Annotated in this window: 11 protein-coding genes and 1 tRNA gene; 9 read left to right on the forward strand and 3 right to left on the reverse strand. The window is 59.1% G+C overall.

Annotation, left to right across the window (positions count from 1 at the left end):
* Positions 1 to 39 precede the first annotated feature (39 nt).
* From J8C06_RS04540 to ftsY, 6 genes are all read left to right on the forward strand, one after another.
* Positions 40 to 1,221, forward strand: coding sequence for an alpha/beta fold hydrolase (locus J8C06_RS04540; RefSeq protein WP_211429597.1), 1,182 nt, complete (start codon positions 40 to 42; stop codon positions 1,219 to 1,221).
* Between the two features lie 12 nt (positions 1,222 to 1,233).
* Entirely contained in the window at positions 1,234 to 2,004 is a 771-nt protein-coding gene (locus tag J8C06_RS04545) for a crotonase/enoyl-CoA hydratase family protein (protein ID WP_211429598.1), read from the forward strand.
* The gene (locus J8C06_RS04550; protein ID WP_211429599.1) at positions 2,001 to 3,122 is read left to right on the forward strand and encodes an outer membrane protein assembly factor BamB family protein; all 1,122 of its coding nucleotides are present in this window, start codon (positions 2,001 to 2,003) and stop codon (positions 3,120 to 3,122) included. The genes J8C06_RS04545 and J8C06_RS04550 overlap by 4 nt, the downstream gene beginning before the upstream one ends.
* Positions 3,123 to 3,154: 32 nt before the next feature.
* A tRNA-Sec gene (locus J8C06_RS04555) sits at positions 3,155 to 3,249 on the forward strand.
* Between the two features lie 128 nt (positions 3,250 to 3,377).
* Entirely contained in the window at positions 3,378 to 6,089 is a 2,712-nt protein-coding gene (locus J8C06_RS04560; RefSeq protein WP_211429600.1) for a penicillin-binding protein 1A, read from the forward strand.
* 70 nt (positions 6,090 to 6,159) lie between these two features.
* Positions 6,160 to 7,521, forward strand: a complete 1,362-nt coding sequence (gene ftsY, locus J8C06_RS04565) for a signal recognition particle-docking protein FtsY (protein WP_246602087.1) — start codon at positions 6,160 to 6,162, stop codon at positions 7,519 to 7,521.
* Positions 7,522 to 7,709: 188 nt separating this feature from the next.
* On the opposite strand, the gene J8C06_RS04570 is transcribed toward ftsY, so the two are convergent.
* The 3 genes from J8C06_RS04570 to J8C06_RS04580 all read right to left on the reverse strand — a co-directional run bounded on the left by J8C06_RS04570 (position 7,710) and on the right by J8C06_RS04580 (position 14,229).
* On the reverse strand, positions 7,710 to 9,083 hold the full coding sequence (locus J8C06_RS04570; RefSeq protein WP_211429601.1) for a response regulator: 1,374 nt from the start codon (positions 9,081 to 9,083) through the stop codon (positions 7,710 to 7,712).
* 33 nt (positions 9,084 to 9,116) lie between these two features.
* Positions 9,117 to 11,339, reverse strand: coding sequence for a response regulator (locus tag J8C06_RS04575; protein WP_211429602.1), 2,223 nt, complete (start codon positions 11,337 to 11,339; stop codon positions 9,117 to 9,119).
* 274 nt (positions 11,340 to 11,613) lie between these two features.
* Complete coding sequence (locus J8C06_RS04580; protein ID WP_211429603.1) at positions 11,614 to 14,229, reverse strand: SpoIIE family protein phosphatase; 2,616 nt, start codon at positions 14,227 to 14,229, stop codon at positions 11,614 to 11,616.
* Between the two features lie 293 nt (positions 14,230 to 14,522).
* On the opposite strand from J8C06_RS04580, the gene J8C06_RS04585 reads away from it, so the two are divergent.
* The 3 genes from J8C06_RS04585 (at position 14,523) to J8C06_RS04595 (ending at position 17,691) form a co-directional block, all read left to right on the forward strand.
* Positions 14,523 to 15,506, forward strand: coding sequence for a VWA domain-containing protein (locus tag J8C06_RS04585; protein ID WP_211429604.1), 984 nt, complete (start codon positions 14,523 to 14,525; stop codon positions 15,504 to 15,506).
* A gap of 73 nt (positions 15,507 to 15,579) precedes the next feature.
* Positions 15,580 to 16,857 (forward strand): S41 family peptidase, encoded by a 1,278-nt coding sequence (locus J8C06_RS04590; protein ID WP_211429605.1) that lies wholly within the window; start codon positions 15,580 to 15,582, stop codon positions 16,855 to 16,857.
* A gap of 51 nt (positions 16,858 to 16,908) precedes the next feature.
* Positions 16,909 to 17,691 carry an FAD-binding domain-containing protein gene (locus tag J8C06_RS04595; protein ID WP_211429606.1) on the forward strand — a complete coding sequence of 261 codons (783 nt, stop codon included), beginning with the start codon at positions 16,909 to 16,911 and terminating at the stop codon, positions 17,689 to 17,691.
* The last annotated feature ends 41 nt before the right edge of the window (positions 17,692 to 17,732 follow it).

Below are 17,732 nucleotides of genomic sequence, written 5' to 3' on the forward strand. Positions count from 1 at the left end.
CTGCAAGGGTGAATTTTGAAGGTTGCTTTTGATTATCCTATGTCGCTGCTCATTGCCGAACGCTTGTTCAGGACCTTGTTTGGTGAACCAACTGGGCCGCTTGACGAAGACGGCTACGTTGCCGAAAACGAGGCAGGCAGGCGACGCCGGTCAGGTGCGGCGCGGCCGCTCCACTACGAGCTTTTGCTTGATGCGCCAACGCTCAAGCTTCGACGCTACGCGCCCCGCCGCCGCTTACGCCGGCGGTTGCCGGTGTTGCTAGTGCCACCGCTGATGGTCACGGCGGATGTTTTCGATTTACACCCAAGGCGCAGCCTAGTGCGCCACTTGGTCGAGCAGGGCTACGATGTTTTCCTGCTCGATTACGGTAAACCACAAGCCCGTGACCGCCGTCTGTCGCTGGGGCGTTACATCGAGCACCGCGTCCACACCGGGGTGCGAATGGTCAAGCGCGTCACCGGGACGGACGAGTTGTCGCTGGTCGGGTACTGCTTAGGGGGCATTTTTGCCAACTGCTACGCCGCACTCCACCCCCAGTCCGGCATCCGCAACATTGTCACGATTGGCACGCCAACCGACTTTTCGGCCATGCTCTTGCACCGCGTTTTGGCCGGAGTTTCACGCCAGCCGCTTGAAGCGCTCGCCGCGCATTATGGCTACATCCCGGCTGCCGTTTGCAACGCCTCGTTTCATCTTTTACACCCAGACGTTGTTTTGCGTAGCCCGAAGACATTTTGGCGTGGGCTAAGTGATCCGGATTTCATTGCTTCTCCACGCCCGGATGGCGGGCGGCATCTGGAGTATGTCAACTTGACCGAAGCGGCCTTCAAGCAGCTATGGCACAACGTTGTCCTGGGCAACGAATTGGCGGCGGGACGGTTCACCATCGGACGACGCCGGGTTGACTACGGGAGAATTCGGGCCGCATCGCTGATCATTGCCAGTCGGGAAGATCGGCTGGTGCCGCCAGAAGCCGTGACGGCCATCACCAAGACGTTGACGACAAAAGACGTCGCGGTGCGCTTTGTCAAAGGCGGCCATTTAGGGATGCTGATTGGGTCACGCGCTGGTCGCACCTGGCGTTTGGTCGCGGAGTGGCTGGAAGTCCGTTCCCGCCGTCAACCCGTCGCGCCCGCGAAGCCCAGCGCATCGGTGACACCCTGGCGTGTCGTTCCACTGCCAGCCGCGGCCCTGCCATCCGCGTTACGGAAAGTTTCGTAGGCCCTGTCAGCCATGGACATCGTGACCTATGAAGTTCAGGGGACGACGGCAATTGTGACGCTTCAGCGCCCAGAGGTTCGCAATGCCGTTGACGACCCCACGGCGGCGGCGCTGGATGCCGCCTTTACCCGCTATGAGCAGGACGATGCCTGTTCGGTGGCCGTCCTTACCGGAGCCGGTGGTCACTTTTGCGCCGGGGCTGACCTCAAGGCCGTGGCAGCCGGGGCGCGGGTGAAGGTCCAGGCAACCGGTGTGGCCCCCATGGGACCGACGCGGCGGCGACTGACCAAGCCGGTGATTGCCGCGATTGAGGGTTATGCCGTCGCCGGTGGGCTGGAGCTTGCTTTGTGGTGCGACCTGCGCATTGCTTCGACCACGGCCGTTTTGGGCGTTTTCTGTCGGCGTTTTGGCGTCCCGTTGATTGATGGTGGCACAGTGCGCCTCCCGCGGGTCATTGGCTTTGGGCGCGCCCTTGATCTCATTTTGACCGGCCGCCCGGTTGGCGCGGAAGAAGCCTTGTCCATCGGACTCATCAACCGCCTCTGCCCAGCGGGTCAGGCGCTTGAGACGGCCCTTGCGCTGGCCGATGCCCTAGCAGCCTTTCCCCAGGCGTGCTTGCGGAGTGACCGGCTATCGGTTTACGAACAGTGCGAGCTTGATTGGGACCAAGCCCTGCGCAATGAGTTCCAACGGGGGATGACGGTTCTGGCGTCTGGAGAAACCCAGGCCGGTGCGCGTCGCTTTGCCGATGGCAGCGGTCGTCATGGAGCTTTCGACCGATGATGCATTCTCACCGGGCTTGGCGTTGGCTGTGCTGTGCGGCACTTCTACTGGTTGTGGGGAGCGCCTTGGTCCACGCCCAACAGCGCCCACGGCTGACAACCATTTTGAATGGAAGGGCAACCGTCCCACTTCAGCCACTGTCCACGGTGTGGCTCTACCTGGAGGCAGATGGGGCACGCCAGGAACCCCTTGTGACGGAACGGGCGGTTTACGTTCCACTGCGTAGTGGAAAGGTCATCGCGCTGGCGCGCCAAGACGGCGCGCGGCTCTGGGAGACATCGCCGGGCGTGGCGCTGACCGCCAACCTCTACCGGCTTGGCAACCGCCTGGTGGCTTGCGCCTCGCGTCCGGCGGCGGATGGCGTGGGCGCGATGGGCATCGTCCGCTGGCTCGATCTGGAAACGGGCGTGGTACAACGTGAAATCACCCTCTCGTCCCCGATTACATCAAATCTGGTTAGCGATGGAGCGCGGCTCTACGCGCGGCTTGGTGAAAAGGCCATCGTGGCGCTTGACCCGGATACCTTTTCGATAACGTGGCAGGTTGACGGGGATTTCACCGAGGCGCTGGCCTGCGACCGTGACTTGGTAGTGGTGAGTACGCCGTCTGGTGAACTGTGGTCGCTGCGGGCGGTGGATGGCAGCCGGCAGTGGCGCTGCTTCCTGGGCGCGCGTCCGGGGCCGGCGACCGGCGACGATAAGTGGGTTTACTGTGGCACGGAGCGAGGCGAGGTCGTTGCCATCCAGCGAACCACCGGTCGAATTCAGTGGCGCCGCCGAACCGGCGGGGCGATTACGGCGCCACCGCTTGTCTATTCAAACTGGGTATTGGTGGCCTCGTATGATAACTTCCTCTATGCCCTCGATGGGCAGACCGGCGAGCTACGCTGGCGACAACAGATGGCTGGCCGCCTGACGCGCCAACCAACTTGGCTGACGGATGCCACGTTTGCCGTGGCCGCGCTTGACGACCGCGAGATCACAATCGTCAATAGCTCAGATGGGCGGGTCGTGGCTCGGTGGCGGCTTGACACGGAGCGCGTCTTTTCGGCGCTCCATATCTCTAATGGCTTGGTCGTCATGGGAACTGAACGTGGGATTGCCGCTGTCAAACTCTAGACATTATCTAAAAAAACTGTCTTTGTGCTGCGGGAGGCGCATGCGGTCGGGTGGCCGTCACGGACTTCAAATCCGGTGCGTCCGCATGGAAATGCGGATGGGTGGGTTCGACTCCCACACGCCTTCGCCTGTGGTGGTCACGCATAGTTGATTTTTTTAGAAGGGCGCGCCCAGTCCAGATTGCGCAACCGGGCAGGCTAACGAATAATCCAACCGATGCGCGTAACCTTTGACTTCACGAGCTAATCCCGCCTTATGTCAAACGTTTTGAAGTTGTCTCAGCCCAATGACCCGCCGGTTGATGTCGTGATACCAGCGCCATTTCGATGGGGGCGATGGTTGACGCTTCCATTGGCGTTGCTGGTTTCGGCTGCCGCCGGTTCGCTGGCCATGTTCTTGTTCTTGGAGTGGTTTGCCTCGACCGACGATCAACGGCAAGTCGGGGCGCTCGCCGACTTTCAACCCAGTGTGGTGACGCGCGTTTATGCTGACGATGGGCGCACCGTGATTGGCGAATTCGCGCTCGAACGGCGTGTGCCGCTTTCCTATGAGGAAATCCCGCTGCGGATGCGGCAGGCCATCATGGCGATTGAGGACGTGCGGTTTGAGCACCACTGGGGGGTGGACCCACTGGGCCTGGCGCGGGCGACCTGGAAAAACTTCCTTGCCGGACGCACGGTTGAAGGCGGCTCAACGCTAACCCAGCAGTTGACCAAAATTCTGTTTTTGTCGCCCGAGAAGACATTCGAGCGCAAGATTCGGGAAGCCATCCTAGCGCTTCAGATCGAGCGACAATACAGCAAAGAACAAATCATGGAGTTGTACTGCAACCAGATCAACTTGGGCGGCGGCGCGTATGGGGTCGAAGCCGGCGCGCAGTATTACTTTGGGAAGTCAGTCAAGGATTGCTCATTAGAAGAATTTGCACTACTGGCGGCGATTCCTAAGGCCCCGTCTGGTTACTCGCCCATCTTGAGGCCACAAGAAGCCAAGCGCCGGCGGAATCTGGTGATTCTGAACATGCTCGAAGCTGGCTACATTACGGAAGCCGAGGCGGAGGCGGCCAAAGCCACCGAAATCAAGCTCAATGTGGCATCGGCGCGTGAACTCAACACGAGTGGCCCCTTTGCCTACGTCGTCGAGGAAGTCCGGCGTGAACTGGAGAGTCGGTTCGGCACCCGTGGCACCCACACCGGCGGTCTTCAGGTCATAACGACCATTGATGCGCCGGCCCAGATTCAAGCCGTCAACGCTGTCCGGTGGGGACTGCATCGCTACGAAGAGCGCCACGGGGGGGCGCGGCGCGACGCCCCTGTGCCAAACGTTTTGGAAGAACTCAAGGGCAAAGACCTCACTGCCTATCGCCACCCGGAGTGGGCCTATGAGCCATTCAATGGGATGTATGTGCACGGGCTGGTGACGCGCGTCACCGGACGGACGGCTGAGGTTTCATTTGGGAAGTACCGCGCAACCGTGGCGTTTCCCCCTGATCGCCCACTGCGTGAGGGTGACCTGCCAATGTTTCTCATCAAAAGCGGCGCGCCGCGCCAACATGCCTTTGCCCCGGCAACGCCAGTCCCTGACGCGCCGCCGGCTACGGCTCGCAAAGGCAAGCGCGAGTCAGGCAAAGCATCGGCTGAACCGGCTGCCAGCGACGGCACGCTTCAAGTCGAACTGCGCTCACTCCCGGCGGTGGCTGGAGCCATGCTTTGTCTCAACGCCCAAACTGGCGAGATCAAGGCGATGGTGGGTGGCTACGATTTTTCGCAATCAAAGTTCAATAACGCCACGCAGGCCAATCGGCAAACTGGGTCCTGCTTCAAGCCATTCATTTACACTGCTGCCATCGAAAACGGATGGACGCCTGACGATCTGATATCGGATACACCTTTTCAGTCTGGGAACTGGTCGCCGCGCAACTACGATGGCGGGTTTACCGGCTCGATTCCACTACGGACGGCGCTTGCCAAATCTCGGAATATCCCGGCCGTCCGATTGCTGGCGAGTGTGGGAATTCGCCGCGGCGCGGAAGTCGTCCGGCGGTTTGGCATCACCAACCCCATGGCCCCCTATTTGCCGTCGGCGCTTGGGGCGACTGAAGTGCCGTTGATTGAGATGGTTTCGGCCTATTCGGTTTTTCCCAATCAAGGGAAACGCGCCAAGCCACATCTCATCCGGCGGATTCTTGACTACGACGGAAGAACCATTTTCGACTTTGACCGAGATGAAACGGAACGCGAGTCGCGGGTTATTTCATCCTATGTTGCGGCTCAGATGGTGGACATGATGCGTGGCGTGATTGACGGCGGCACGGCTTCAAAAGTGCGAGGAGTTTCCCAAGGCGATCTCAACAAGCGCCAACTTGCCGGCAAAACCGGCACGGTCAATGATTGGACGGATGCCTGGTTCATTGGGTACACGCCATCGCTCACCTGCGGGGCCTGGATTGGCTATCCTGGCGAAAAGCGCACGTTAGGGCGCGGAGAAACCGGCGGGGAAGCAGCGCTGCCCATGTGGATCGAGTTTATGAAGCTGTATCTCCAAGGAAAGCCGCTCGAGACGTTTGACAAAGCTCCGACGCCAGACGCTGACCTTGAAAAGCTCCAGGCCGAACGTGACCGACAAGAACGCAAAGAACTTGAAAGTGGTGTGGCGACGTTGATGGAAGACACGGGAACCTCATCGGCCAAACAGGCCGCATCTGGTCGAGAAGCCTCCCCGCCGCGGGATGAAGAACCCGGAAAGCCGCGCCGTGAGCGCACCATGATTGAAGAAACGAGCGGCCAGACGGCAGTTGATGAAGCGCAGTCCGCAAAGCGTGCCCAGCGGCGCGATCCACCGGAAAGTAGCGAGCCGTCCCGTCCAACGCCAAAGCCGACCGTCAAGAAGCCATCCTTCGTGACGGATGAGCCACCCAAGCCACCCCAGCGAAATGCGCCGAAGCGCGAAACGCCAGGAGTGGACTAGTGACACGCACCGGCAAAGTCGCCAGGCCGCAAACGTCGCCTCCAAGGTTGTGGAGCGCTAAAGGATCGCTATGTTGTTTTGGAGACGCAAGAAAGACGAGACCCCTGCCGAGCGGGCTGGGCTGACTACGCTGTTCGGCAGCGAGCCAGTTCCATCGGTGCAGTTGCCGGGTGCGCCGCCACCAGCCGACGAACGGCCGGCCGTTGCGTCGCCGGCCGTTGCTCAGGTGGCTGAACCGGCCGACGTGAGTTGGAATCCACCGCCGGTTGCCTCTCCGCCGGCAACGGACGCTGTGGCGTCACCAAGCAGCCTGCCTGCGGCCGTTGCGCCGCCACTTGGTGATGCGCCACCGGAGCAAGCGCGCCGTGGTTTGCTGTCACGGTGGTTTGGACGGGCGGGCAGCGATAGTCCGCCAGCGGCCGATGTGGCTTCCACGCCGGTTGGCGCGCCGGTGGTTGCGCCCCCAGCGGCACCAGCCGATGCGCCCCGTGAAACATTTCTACTGCGAATGAAAAACGCGGTTCGCCGGACTCGCCAAAACTTGGTGGGGCGGCTCGATACCCTGGTGCGCGGCAAGAAGGTCATCAGCCCAGAGGTTTTGGATGAACTCGAAGAGATTTTGATTGGGGCGGATATTGGCGTCCGAACGACGCTCGACCTAGTGGAAAAAATTCGCGCGCAAGTGGATCGCAAGCTTCTCAATGACACTGACGAACTCAAGCGCGTTTTGCGGCAAGAGCTCTTGGCGCTACTACGGTCTCCGGTCAAATCAGTATCGGGCCGCGCCGTTCGTTCAGAGCAAGACCTGTCGTCAGACATTCGTCCGTACGTCATGATGGTCGTCGGCGTCAATGGCGTTGGAAAAACGACAACCATTGCCAAGCTGGCCAACCTCATCAAGCGCGAGGGAAACGAGGTCATCGTTTGCGCGGCGGATACCTTTCGCGCAGCAGCGGCTGACCAATTGACGGTTTGGGCAAACCGTGTCGGCATTCCGGTCATTCAGCAAAAACCGGGAACCGATCCGGCGGCCGTCGTGTATGACGCCATGCAAGCGGCCAAATCGCGGGACGCCGATGTGGTGATCGTGGATACGGCCGGGCGGCTCCACAACAAGGTCAACCTGATGAACGAGCTGGAGAAGATGTCACGCATTGCCCGGCGCGAAGTTCCACAAGCGCCGCACGAGGTGTTGCTTGTCCTGGACGCGGCTACTGGGCAAAACGGACTTGAACAGGCTCGGCAGTTTGCCAAGTCAGTGCCGGTAACAGGCTTGGTTTTGACCAAACTGGATGGCACGGCCAAGGGCGGGATTGTCGTTGCCATTGCCCGCGAGCTAGGTCTTCCGATTCGCTATATCGGCACAGGTGAACAATTGGATGACCTGACCGTGTTTTCACCTGAAACCTTTGTGGATAGCCTGTTCGAGTAGGTCCGACACGCGCAAGTTGGACAGACGATGCCAAGACGGACGCGCGCGGTATTCAGTCCGGCTTGGGTTGCTCCCTTCAAAGCCAAGACTGGTTTGGACTGGGCTGCCCGTCCCGACCAACTGGAAGCAGGTGTAGTAGGTTGCTTGGCCGGCACGGGGCCTGGCGGTGGGTGCTTTGAACGTGGCGCTCACAACATTTCGCCACAGTGCGGGCAAAGAATGTCGCTTTCAAGTACGTTGCCACCGCAGTGTGGGCAGTTAAGCGTGGGTACTGTCAGGACGGGCGGCTCGGTTGTGGGAGCGACGGCAACGATGACGGCTGACGTCAGAATGTCCGTGCCAGTCTTTTGAAGAAGCTCGACTTCCTCGGTGGCAAGTCCGTCGCTTGAGACATCCGCCTCGTCAAGCGTTTCTGAAACTGGAGTCGGTGCATCCGAAGGGAGAAGGATTTCCTGCGTGTTGCTCTCAGGTAGCTCGACCTCGGTCACTTCATAGAGTCCGCCAATGTGAACGGCTGCGTTGCCGGTGTCGAACCGGATACTGAGTCCGGCCGCCGGGTCAGGTGGGGGAAGTTCGGCGGTGATGTGCTCTGGGACGCTGAAGTTGACGTCCGCAGTCGTTTGTGTTGGGATCGGCGCGAAAAAGTTGGTCGAAGGGTACGGGTCTGTAAAGGGAAGCGCTTGGTCTATGACTGTTTCCGGCGAAACGATTGCTCCCAGAGAGGCCGCCGAGCGCTCCTCTGAACTATCGTTTGAAACTGACCTATCGTTTGAAACAGCACGCTCCACTGGGGAAGGCGGACTCGATGACTCGCTGGTAAAGTAGTCGGCATAGTCGCCACTGGCGACAACCGAGTATGGATCAGGCAGCTCGGCAGTTGTCGGACCCTCAGCCGCAACCGGTTGGCTGGACGCATCTGGCAGAGCCAAGTCAGGTACTTCCGGTACTAAAGGAGTGGCAACCGATGACGTCGGCCCAGTGTGGGCGGTGTCTGGTGGCGCAAGGCTGCTCACCACTACTTCTTGCTGTTCATCCTCTGGTTCTTGCTGCTCATCCTCTGGCGGTCGTGGTTCGAGTGAATCGCTGCTTGTTGTGGGGAACCCCATCGCCTGCCCGTTGCCAAAGGCGGCTTCGAGGTCTTCTTCCTGAACTTCTTGTGAAAAATCGCCAGACTCAAACCCAATCGGGGTTTGCCCGTATTTGCGCCAGAGCGCATTGACGGTTTCAAGCAGCGCGAAGGGGTCAATCGGCTTGATCAACGTTTCATCCGCGCCAACCCGCGTGGCCTCCGTCCGGTCAAACGGTTCCCCCTCGTGATGAATCATCAGGATTGGCAGTTCTAGTTTGAGCACCTGCTTGATGTGTCGGCAGGCTTCATAGCCAGTTTTGCCCGGCATGAGCACGTCGAGAACAACCAAGTCTGGACGCATCTCTCCAGCCCGGCGTGCCGCAAGGTCCCCGTTGCCAACCGCCACGACCTCAAACCCTTGCTGTTGGAAAAACGCTTGTAAGTCGCGCCGGGTTGGAATGTGGTCATCGGCAATGAGAATTCGACGGCTCATCGTACAAAAAAAGCTTACAGGCAGAACACTGTGTCAAAGTCCCTTGGCAACAAATTTGACCCGCCCGTTTTCAACAGAGACTGAAAATGAGATATGCGTACATTTCAACTGGCTTTTGATCTTGGCCGACTGGTCACACAGGATTTGATGAAAGCGGGCAAAGGTAAAATCCTGAAGTGATTCACCACACTGTCGCTTGGCGGCTACGACTGCTTCATAGAGCTGCTTGGCAAGAGCTTGCTCGGCGGCTGGATCGGCAAAGGTGACGCGGTACTCTCCTCCCTGAACCGGTGGCGCCCCGGCGAGCGGCTGCGCTGTCAGCATTCCACTTGAGCCTACTGGGGCCGGTGGCGCGTAGGGGGGGGCGTAATTTTGCGGCGCATAGGTGGATGGTGGTGGCGCGTATCCGGCCTGTCCATGCCCGGCGGGCGGATAAGTCGGCGGCGCATATCCCCCCTGTCCGGCTGGCGGGTAAGCTGGTGGCGCATTCTGGGCCGGATAGGCTGCCGGATAAGGAGGCGCGGGTGGGTAATAAGGTGGCTGGACCGCTGGCGCGTAAGGAGCTTGTGGCGCGAGCGGTTGATTGGGCGGCAGTTGATGACTCCCTCCACCGTAGTATGGCTGACTGGGTGGATAGGTTGGCGCTCCCACGGGTGGTGCCGCAACGGATGGCATGGGGTAGGACGGAAGCGATGGTGAGGTGGGGAGTCCACTTGGCGGCGGAGTCGTCATTGGCGGCTCCACCGTCGGCGCAAGTGGTGGAGGCGCGGCTGGCGGCGATGACTCACGGGCGCTCGGCGACCAGATAACCGAGAGCATTCGTATCAAGTCAATATCGTGGTGCGTCTGTTCGATACACTGCCCAACTGTATGCCTCCCATCCAGAAGCGTCATCAACCGCCGTACTTTCTCCATTGGGAAACCGGCAAACCAAGACACGTCAAAACTTGCCGGTAGCACGGCCAAACTCTCTCGCGGCGGTAGGGTAGCCAGCAGACTTTGTTCTTCATCGTAGCGGTGCAAGGCTTCCAAAATCAGTTCGGAGGCCCGCATGTTGATGACGTTTGAGCGTGTGACCGGTTGCTGCGTGAAGGCGTAGCTGCCATCCGACCACTGTACCATGTGAATGATGGCAGCCAGTCCGGTGAAAGAGCCGCTTTCGGCATCCACGGCTGCCCCATCCTTGAAGTAAATCGTGCCAACTTCTTGGTTTGGCGTGACGATTTTGACGACACCTTCCTTGCGCTCACGCTCCATTTGGTTGAGGAGGTCCGTAACGCTGGTGTGCGACAGTTGTCCGCCAACACGCGCCAGGGTGGGCTGCCGTTTGAGAATGCGTTTGACCTTGAGCGGGATTTCCTTGACGCTGAATGGCTTGGCCCAGTAGTCCTCGACCCCCAGTTCGAGGGCGGACACCTTTTCGTCTTCCTGCGCCCGCGACGAGAGGCAAACAAATGGAATCTTGGCCAAGCTTGGTTCATCCTGAAGCGCGGCAAAGAGCTGGCTGCCGTCCATCTTGGGCATCATCAGGTCAGAGATGATGAGTGCCGGGGTGTGTTGGCGGATGATAGCCAGCGCCTCCAACCCGTTGTTGGCGGTCATGATTTGGCAGCCAAGCGGCTTGATGATTTTCTCCAGGATCATCAAAACGTGTGGCTCATCGTCCACGAGCACCACCAGCCGGTCAGAGAAGTCTTCCTGGTCCTTTTGCGTGCGCCCGCTGTTTTCTTCCGTGACCCAGGTCGCCTTTGCCCCCTGCATCCACTTTTCGCTGCGCTCTTGGATCATTTCACGCAGCTCTTTGCGATAATCAGCGTCCTTTTCCCCAAAGCCAGGCAGCATTTTGAGGAAGCCCATCGCGGCTTCAGACTGCTGTTCGCCAAGGTAGAGTCCGATGACTTGGCGACAATACTCATAAGCCCGGTCAAACTGCCGGGTCTCAAAGTAAATGTTGACGATGTGCTTGAGGATGGTCGCACGCTGGGACGATTCAACCATGCGTTCTACCTTGCGGTAAAACACCAGGGCCAATTCGTATTGCTTGCTGCTGCGATATACGTCGGCAAGGCGCATGAAATGGCTAATGGCAGCTTCCAAGTTTCCACTCTCTTGGTAAGCTTCAGCCAGCCGCTTGAGGGCATCAACATTGCTTGGGTTGTCACGAATGAGATTTGAAAGCTGCTCGATCTCACGAGCCAACTTCATCTGATCAAGCTGACTGGCAACTTGGCGGCGGACATTCTTAAAAAGTTCCATAGTTACTCACGGTCCAAGAGCCGTTTCCCCACCTGTCGGCGCTGCTTTACAAGCCTTACGGAACCTTACGGTTACAGGCAGTCTAGTGGTTGTGTCGCCAAGGCGCGGAGCGCGTTTGCATCCGCTGTCTTTGATGCTGACTTGCCCCGGCTGAGTCTAGGACAGCTTGACCGATGAAGCAACGGACTACTGAAGACTTTCTACTCAGCCAAGTGTTCTGTCAGCCTGAATGTTGTGGCCACCCGGCGGCGCGCCGGGTCAGCCAAGTGGCAACCTATCCAAAGTGAATGATGACCAAGGTCACATCATCTTCGGCGGCGGCTTCCCCTAAAAAAGCCCGTAACGCCGCGAGGAGCGTTGCCCGCAACTCGGCCGCCGGCAGTGCTCCGTGCTGGGCGATCAGTGCCTCAAGCCGCTCAAACCCAAACGCTTCGTTCTGATGATTGCGCGCTTCGACCAGTCCATCCGTATAAAATACGACTGTGTCGCCGGCTTGATACGTCAGTTGCTGAGTGGGGTAATGTCCATTCGTCCGCACCCCAAGCGGGTAGGCGCTGTATTCGATAGCAACCACCCTGCCCGTCGCGGACTGATAGTGGTAGGCAAAGGGATGTCCGGCATTGGCCAACTCGATCGACTGGGCATCCGCGTCAATGACGGCGTAGGTCAATGTCATCAGATCGCGTTTGCTGCCTGACGCCGCGATCAGTTGGTTCATCGCCGTCATCACGGACGATGGATGCGCGTCATTGCGAACTTGATTTTGCAGTCCCCCTTTGGCCAGGGCCATGAGTAACCCAGATGAAACCCCGTGACCAGTGACGTCGCCAATAGCCACTGCCAAGCGGCGTGGACCAAGGACGAAGAAATCGAAGTAGTCCCCACCCACGTCGCTGGCCGGAAGTGAAACACCAATCACGTCAAGCCCTGACATGGCTGGTGGCGCGGCGGGCAACAACTGCTGCTGCATGTCACGGGCAATTTCCATCTCGCGGCGGAGGGTGGCTTCGGCGGTGAGACGCCGCACAAGTTGGGCGTTGTCAAGGCGCAGCGCGACAGACTCGGCCACCGCCATCAGAAGTGACTTGTCTTCGCCCGTGTAGGGTTCGCCGGAGAGTTTTGGCCCCAGGCTGAAAACACCAAGCAGGTTGTCGCCGGATACCAATGGCACGAGAAGGTTGGAGTCAAGCCGCCGAATGGTTGGGTGCTTCCCGTATGGAATCCCGTCAGTTGATTCCGGGTCGAGGTCAAATGGCTCTGGCTCGCGGCGTAGCTTGGCCAGGAGCGGCGATGTCGTTGGGAACGAGAGTTCAGACTCGATGACCCCGGATGTGTTTGGCCCAAAGCGACAGGCAAAGCCCCTGAGCATCGGCGCCGCCCCGTTGATGACGGTCTCCGCCGATGGGGCACTGAGCAAGGTGGGGTGCAGCAAAAAGCCAATGGTTTTGACATGAAGCGCGGAATCCACCGTGGTCGCCACACGCCGCAGCATCTCGTCAATGTTGGTCGCCTGCCGGACGGAGGTGGCCAGATCGCTGAGAACCTGCTGCGCCTTGTAGGCCTCACGGAAAAACCGCCGGTCAATTGCCTCCTGAAGTCGTGGATTGATGTAGGCTGCTACGCCAAACAGCAACCCGCCGGTTCCCAGCATCCAAGCGCCAAGCGCCAAGAACGTAGGTTTGACGCCCGCCACGCCATAGCTCCCCAAAACGAGGGGAAAAATCACGTACCGTGCCACGAAGTAAAATACGATGCACTCGAGCACGATGACCCCGCGCGAAATGAACAGGTAGCGCAAGCCGCTCCGCAGAATTTGCTGGATGCCGAGCACCCGATGCTTGACGACGACATAGGCAAACGAGAGGGGAAAAAGCGGAAAGAGCGCGATTGGCAAGACATAGAGCCACGGATATTCCTCTGAGTCCAGCTTGAAGAAACTGACTGCTAGCAGCAGCAGCAGAACCGGGATAACCCCAAAGGCTGAACCGAGCGTGAAGACTTTCAAACGCCGTGCCTGCTCCGGTGTTTGGGTGCGGCTCCGGTCAAGGTAGCCAAAGAAGGGCGCGGCCAGTCCGAACCACAGCAAAACGAGGCGCGCCGAAAGCAGCGGATTGACGAGCGGAAGCTCCCGAAACCACTGGACCGCTTCAAACGACACCAGGCGTGCCGCAAAGCCGGCCAAGCTCAACAAGCCGAGTAGGAGGGCCGCCAACCCATAGACCTGCTTTAGAACGCGCACCTGCTTCGTGAAGCGGGTTGGGTTAGGGAATTCCAGAAAAAAACAAAGGCAAAAGTAGCCGACGGCGCTGCTCCCAAGTGTTTGGAGGAATCCCGCCGGGGTGGTCAGCCACGGGCTGAGCAGGAGCGATTGGGTGCTGCCAAACAGCGTAATCAGGCTGATGAAAAAGAGTCCACCGAGCCGGGCGGTCGTGTCTTCCCAGCGAAGCCAGCAGACCGCCAGCCCGACGCCGGCGCACAGCAAAACAATCAGCGCCGTCTCGACGACAAAGAATACCTCCAGAGACAGCCAACTGGTTGACGGCGGCAGGAGCTTGACCTCGATGCGATAGAAATTGCCATCCGGCTTTTTGACCACCAGCGGAAGGACGTGTGTCTGTTCAGCCGCGCGCCGCAGGCGCGCATAGTCGCCAAACGACGCGAGAGGTCGGCCGTCAGGTTGAAAAAGCTCGTCTCCTGGTTCAATCCCGGCCAGTTGGGCCGCGCTGTTGGGTTCGACCGATCGGACAATCGGCTGGGTATCTTCGAGCGCCATACCCGTTGACCAACTGCGTAACTCGTTCACGCCCGACATCAAGCGCACCATCACGTAGAAACCAACCAGAAAGGTCAACAGCCAGAGTGAGAGTAATGAATGGGTGCGCTGCGTCATAGGTGGTGGCTTCCAAGCGTGTGAGGCTTGTGTTACTCGAAGTCTAACCCTGGCGGACACCTTGCCCAAGCCTGAAATGGCTTTCAAGCGCGAATTGGGCAGGGCTGGCACTGAGCTGGGCGACTTGAGCTACCCCTGGATGGTTTTTCCCTCACAGTTTGTCTTTCTTGCGCGTCGCTGCGTACAACCTTACAATGAATCACCTTACTGAGCGCGGTGGCGATTCGCCCCGGCCGGTAAGTGCATAGTTGCGCGCTGTGTTCGCCCCCCGATGCTTACGAGGTCTGGCGCTTATGCAAAACCGATTATTGACTGTTATTCGGACTGTTACGGTTCTTCTCGGGCTGGCGGCCAGCTCACCGGTCTGCCTGGCGCAGCAACCAACTACCCCACCGCGCTCGGATGAAACCCCAGTCGTCAAGACCACGACCAACCTAGTCACCCTGAACGTAAGCGTCACTGATGCTCAGGGGCGCTTCGTGACCGGACTCGATGCCGAACACTTTGAAATCTACGAAGATAACGTCAAGCAAACCATCGAGTTTTTCAGCGATGAGGATGCGCCGGTCTCGATAGGCATCGTGTTTGACATGTCGGGCAGTATGCGTGGGCGGCTCAACCGCTCCAATGTTGCCCTTCGCAAGTTTCTCGACGCCTGCCATGATGAGGATGAGTTTTTCCTGGTTGGCTTCAACAATCAGGCCAAGCTCATGATGGATTACACACCCAATCCAGAGCGAATCACCGGGGCGGTGATGTTGGCTGAGGCCCGTGGGCAAACTGCGCTTTACGATGCGGTTTACATTGGCGTTGAAAAGCTCAAGGAAGGCCGTCATGGGCGGCGGGCCCTCGTGATCATCAGCGACGGCCAGGACAACAGCAGCCGCTATACGTTTCGTGAAGTGCGGCAGTTGGTGCGGGAAGCCGATGTGCAAATCTACGCTATCGGCATTGCCACGGCCTTCAACGATACGTCACTCGATCTACAAGGACGCGCCATTTTGGATGAACTGGCGCGACTCACCGGCGGGCGGGCTTTTTTCCCGAATAGCCAAGTTGAGTTACAAGAAATCATCACCCGGATTGCCGTCGAGCTACGCCACCAGTATGGTATTGGTTACACACCGACCAGTCTGGCCACCATTCCCGTGAGCCTGAAATCAAATGACAAACAACGCTGGCGGAAGCTCAAGGTCAAGCTCAATGCGCCGAAAGGCCTTCCAGGTTTGACAGTGACGGCCCGCGAAGGTTATTACGCAACGTTTTCAAGTGAGTGACCAACCGGGCCGGATGATGGCTCGCCGTCACTAAACAGTGGATTCTCAACTCTCGCCTTCGAGCCTTAAGCCCATGTCGTTCAAAGCCAAACTCGCTCTGCTTGCCCTCTCGACGATGCTTGCCCTGTATGCCGTGGTTGGCGGTTTGCTGGCCCGTCGCACCAGTGCCGTGGCGAAGGGAAATCCGTACGTCCAGCTCAAGATTTTCAATGAAGTCGTCAAGCGCATTGCCAACGACTACGTGGACGAGCCTGACCTTGGGAAGGTGCGGATTGGCGCGCTCCGCGGTCTGGCCGACGGACTTGACCCCTACTGTGCCTATCTCTCGCCGGAGCAGGCCACGCGCTTCAAACCGGAAACCATGGCGGCCGTCCCCTTTGGGATGGTTGTTTCAAAGTATGCGGGCTTTGCCTATGTCGTCGCCGTGGTGCCTGGCTCGCCGGCGGCCCAGGCGGGTGTCAAAACCGGTGACTTCATCGAGTATGTCAATACGGTGGCGACGCGGGATGTAAGCTTGTACGAGATCATGGATTTGCTTGTGAATGTGCCTGACGGTCGCCCCGTCGAGGTGACGGTGTTGCGTCCGGGGCTTTCAAAAGGAGAAAAGCACACGCTCAAAGCTGGGCCGTTCCAGTCTGTCGTTGAGTCGCGGATGGAATCACCGGATACCGGATATATCAAGGTTGGCTTGCTGACCAAGGGGAAAGCCGAGCAGGTCGCGGCCGCGATACGGCAGCTCCAGCAGCGCGGCGCTCAGAAATTGTTACTTGACCTACGCGAATCGGCGCACGGCGAGTTGGCGGAAGGCGTGGCGCTGGCCAGTATGTTTGTGTCGTCTGGCGTCGTGGCGCGGACGCTGGGCGCAGGCAATGCGGTGACGACCGTGATGGTGCAGCCAGGGGCGACGATGTTCAACGGCAAGGTGATCGTTTTGACTGACCGTTCGACGGCTGGGCCGGCGGAAGTCATCGCGGCCGCGATTCGGGATAACCAGCGTGGCGAAATCGTCGGTGAGAAAACATTTGGCGCCGGCTCGCAGCAGGCATTGTTTCCGCTACGTGACGGTTCAGCGCTGTTGTTGACGACACTTCGCTACGCCCCGGCAACCGGCAAGTCATTCATGGAAGAGCCGGTCAAGCCCTCGGTGGAAGTCAAAGTTGCATCTGTTGAACCGTCGCTACCTGACATAGACGCCGACGCGCCGTCACCGGCCGAGACACCTGAGGAACCCAAGAAGGTAACACCCCCAAGTGAAGATACCATCCTCAAGCGCGCGCTGGAGCTGCTCAAAGGCGAGGCCAAGCAGGCGCACCGCGCGATACCCAAGACGCAGCTTCCAAAAGCGGCGTGAGTCATCCGAGCGGAGCTTTCGTCGGAAATCTGGGGTTCCGTGGAGTGAACCATGAAGCTTGACGTGACGCGCCGCTCGCGGGAGGCCATGCGCGCCTACCTGGCCGAGGCGCTGGACGGGTGTTACGAAGGTGAGCCAACCATCTCGCCGATTGAGGGTGGGCGCGCGGCCGCTGAACGTCAACTCAGTAACTTTGATGTGCGCCGCTACGCTTCGCGCAATCACGTGACTCGCGGCCATGTTTCGCGGATGTCCCCGTACATTCGCCATGGCGTGATGACGTTGCGCGAAGTTCGTGATGCGGTTTTTGCGCGCTTTGGCCGAGTCGGAGAAAGCATCTACAAATTTGTCTTTGAACTTGCCTGGCATCAGTTTTGGCAAGAGGTCTATGCCGGGCTAGGCGATGAGATTTACGCCGATATTGAAGACTACAAATTTCCACCGCCGGTCTGGCAGGAAACGCTCCCGGATGACGTTGCGCGCGCCGAGACGGGGTTGGTGTGCATGGACGAAGCCCTGCGTGAGCTATACGCGACCGGCTACCTGCACAACCATGCGCGAATGTGGTTCGCTGCCTATTTGATTCACCATCGCCGCGTTCACTGGTCGGTTGGAGAGCGACTGTTTTTTGCGCACCTGCTGGATGGCAACCCCCCGCCAAACGCGCTTTCGTGGCAGTGGGTGGCGTCAACCTTTTCCAGTAAGCCCTACTATTTCAATCGCCAAAATATCGAGAAATATACGGATGGCACGTGGTGTCGGCAGTGCACGGCCGCCTGTCCGTTTGACCAAACCTATGATGCGTTGGCGGGTCAGCTATTCGGGAACGCCTGATGGCGATCAGCACGAACTACGTTTAGCGACAAAGGATGCGT

The sequence above is a fragment of the Chloracidobacterium validum genome, assembly GCF_018304825.1.
Taxonomy (GTDB): domain Bacteria; phylum Acidobacteriota; class Blastocatellia; order Chloracidobacteriales; family Chloracidobacteriaceae; genus Chloracidobacterium; species Chloracidobacterium validum.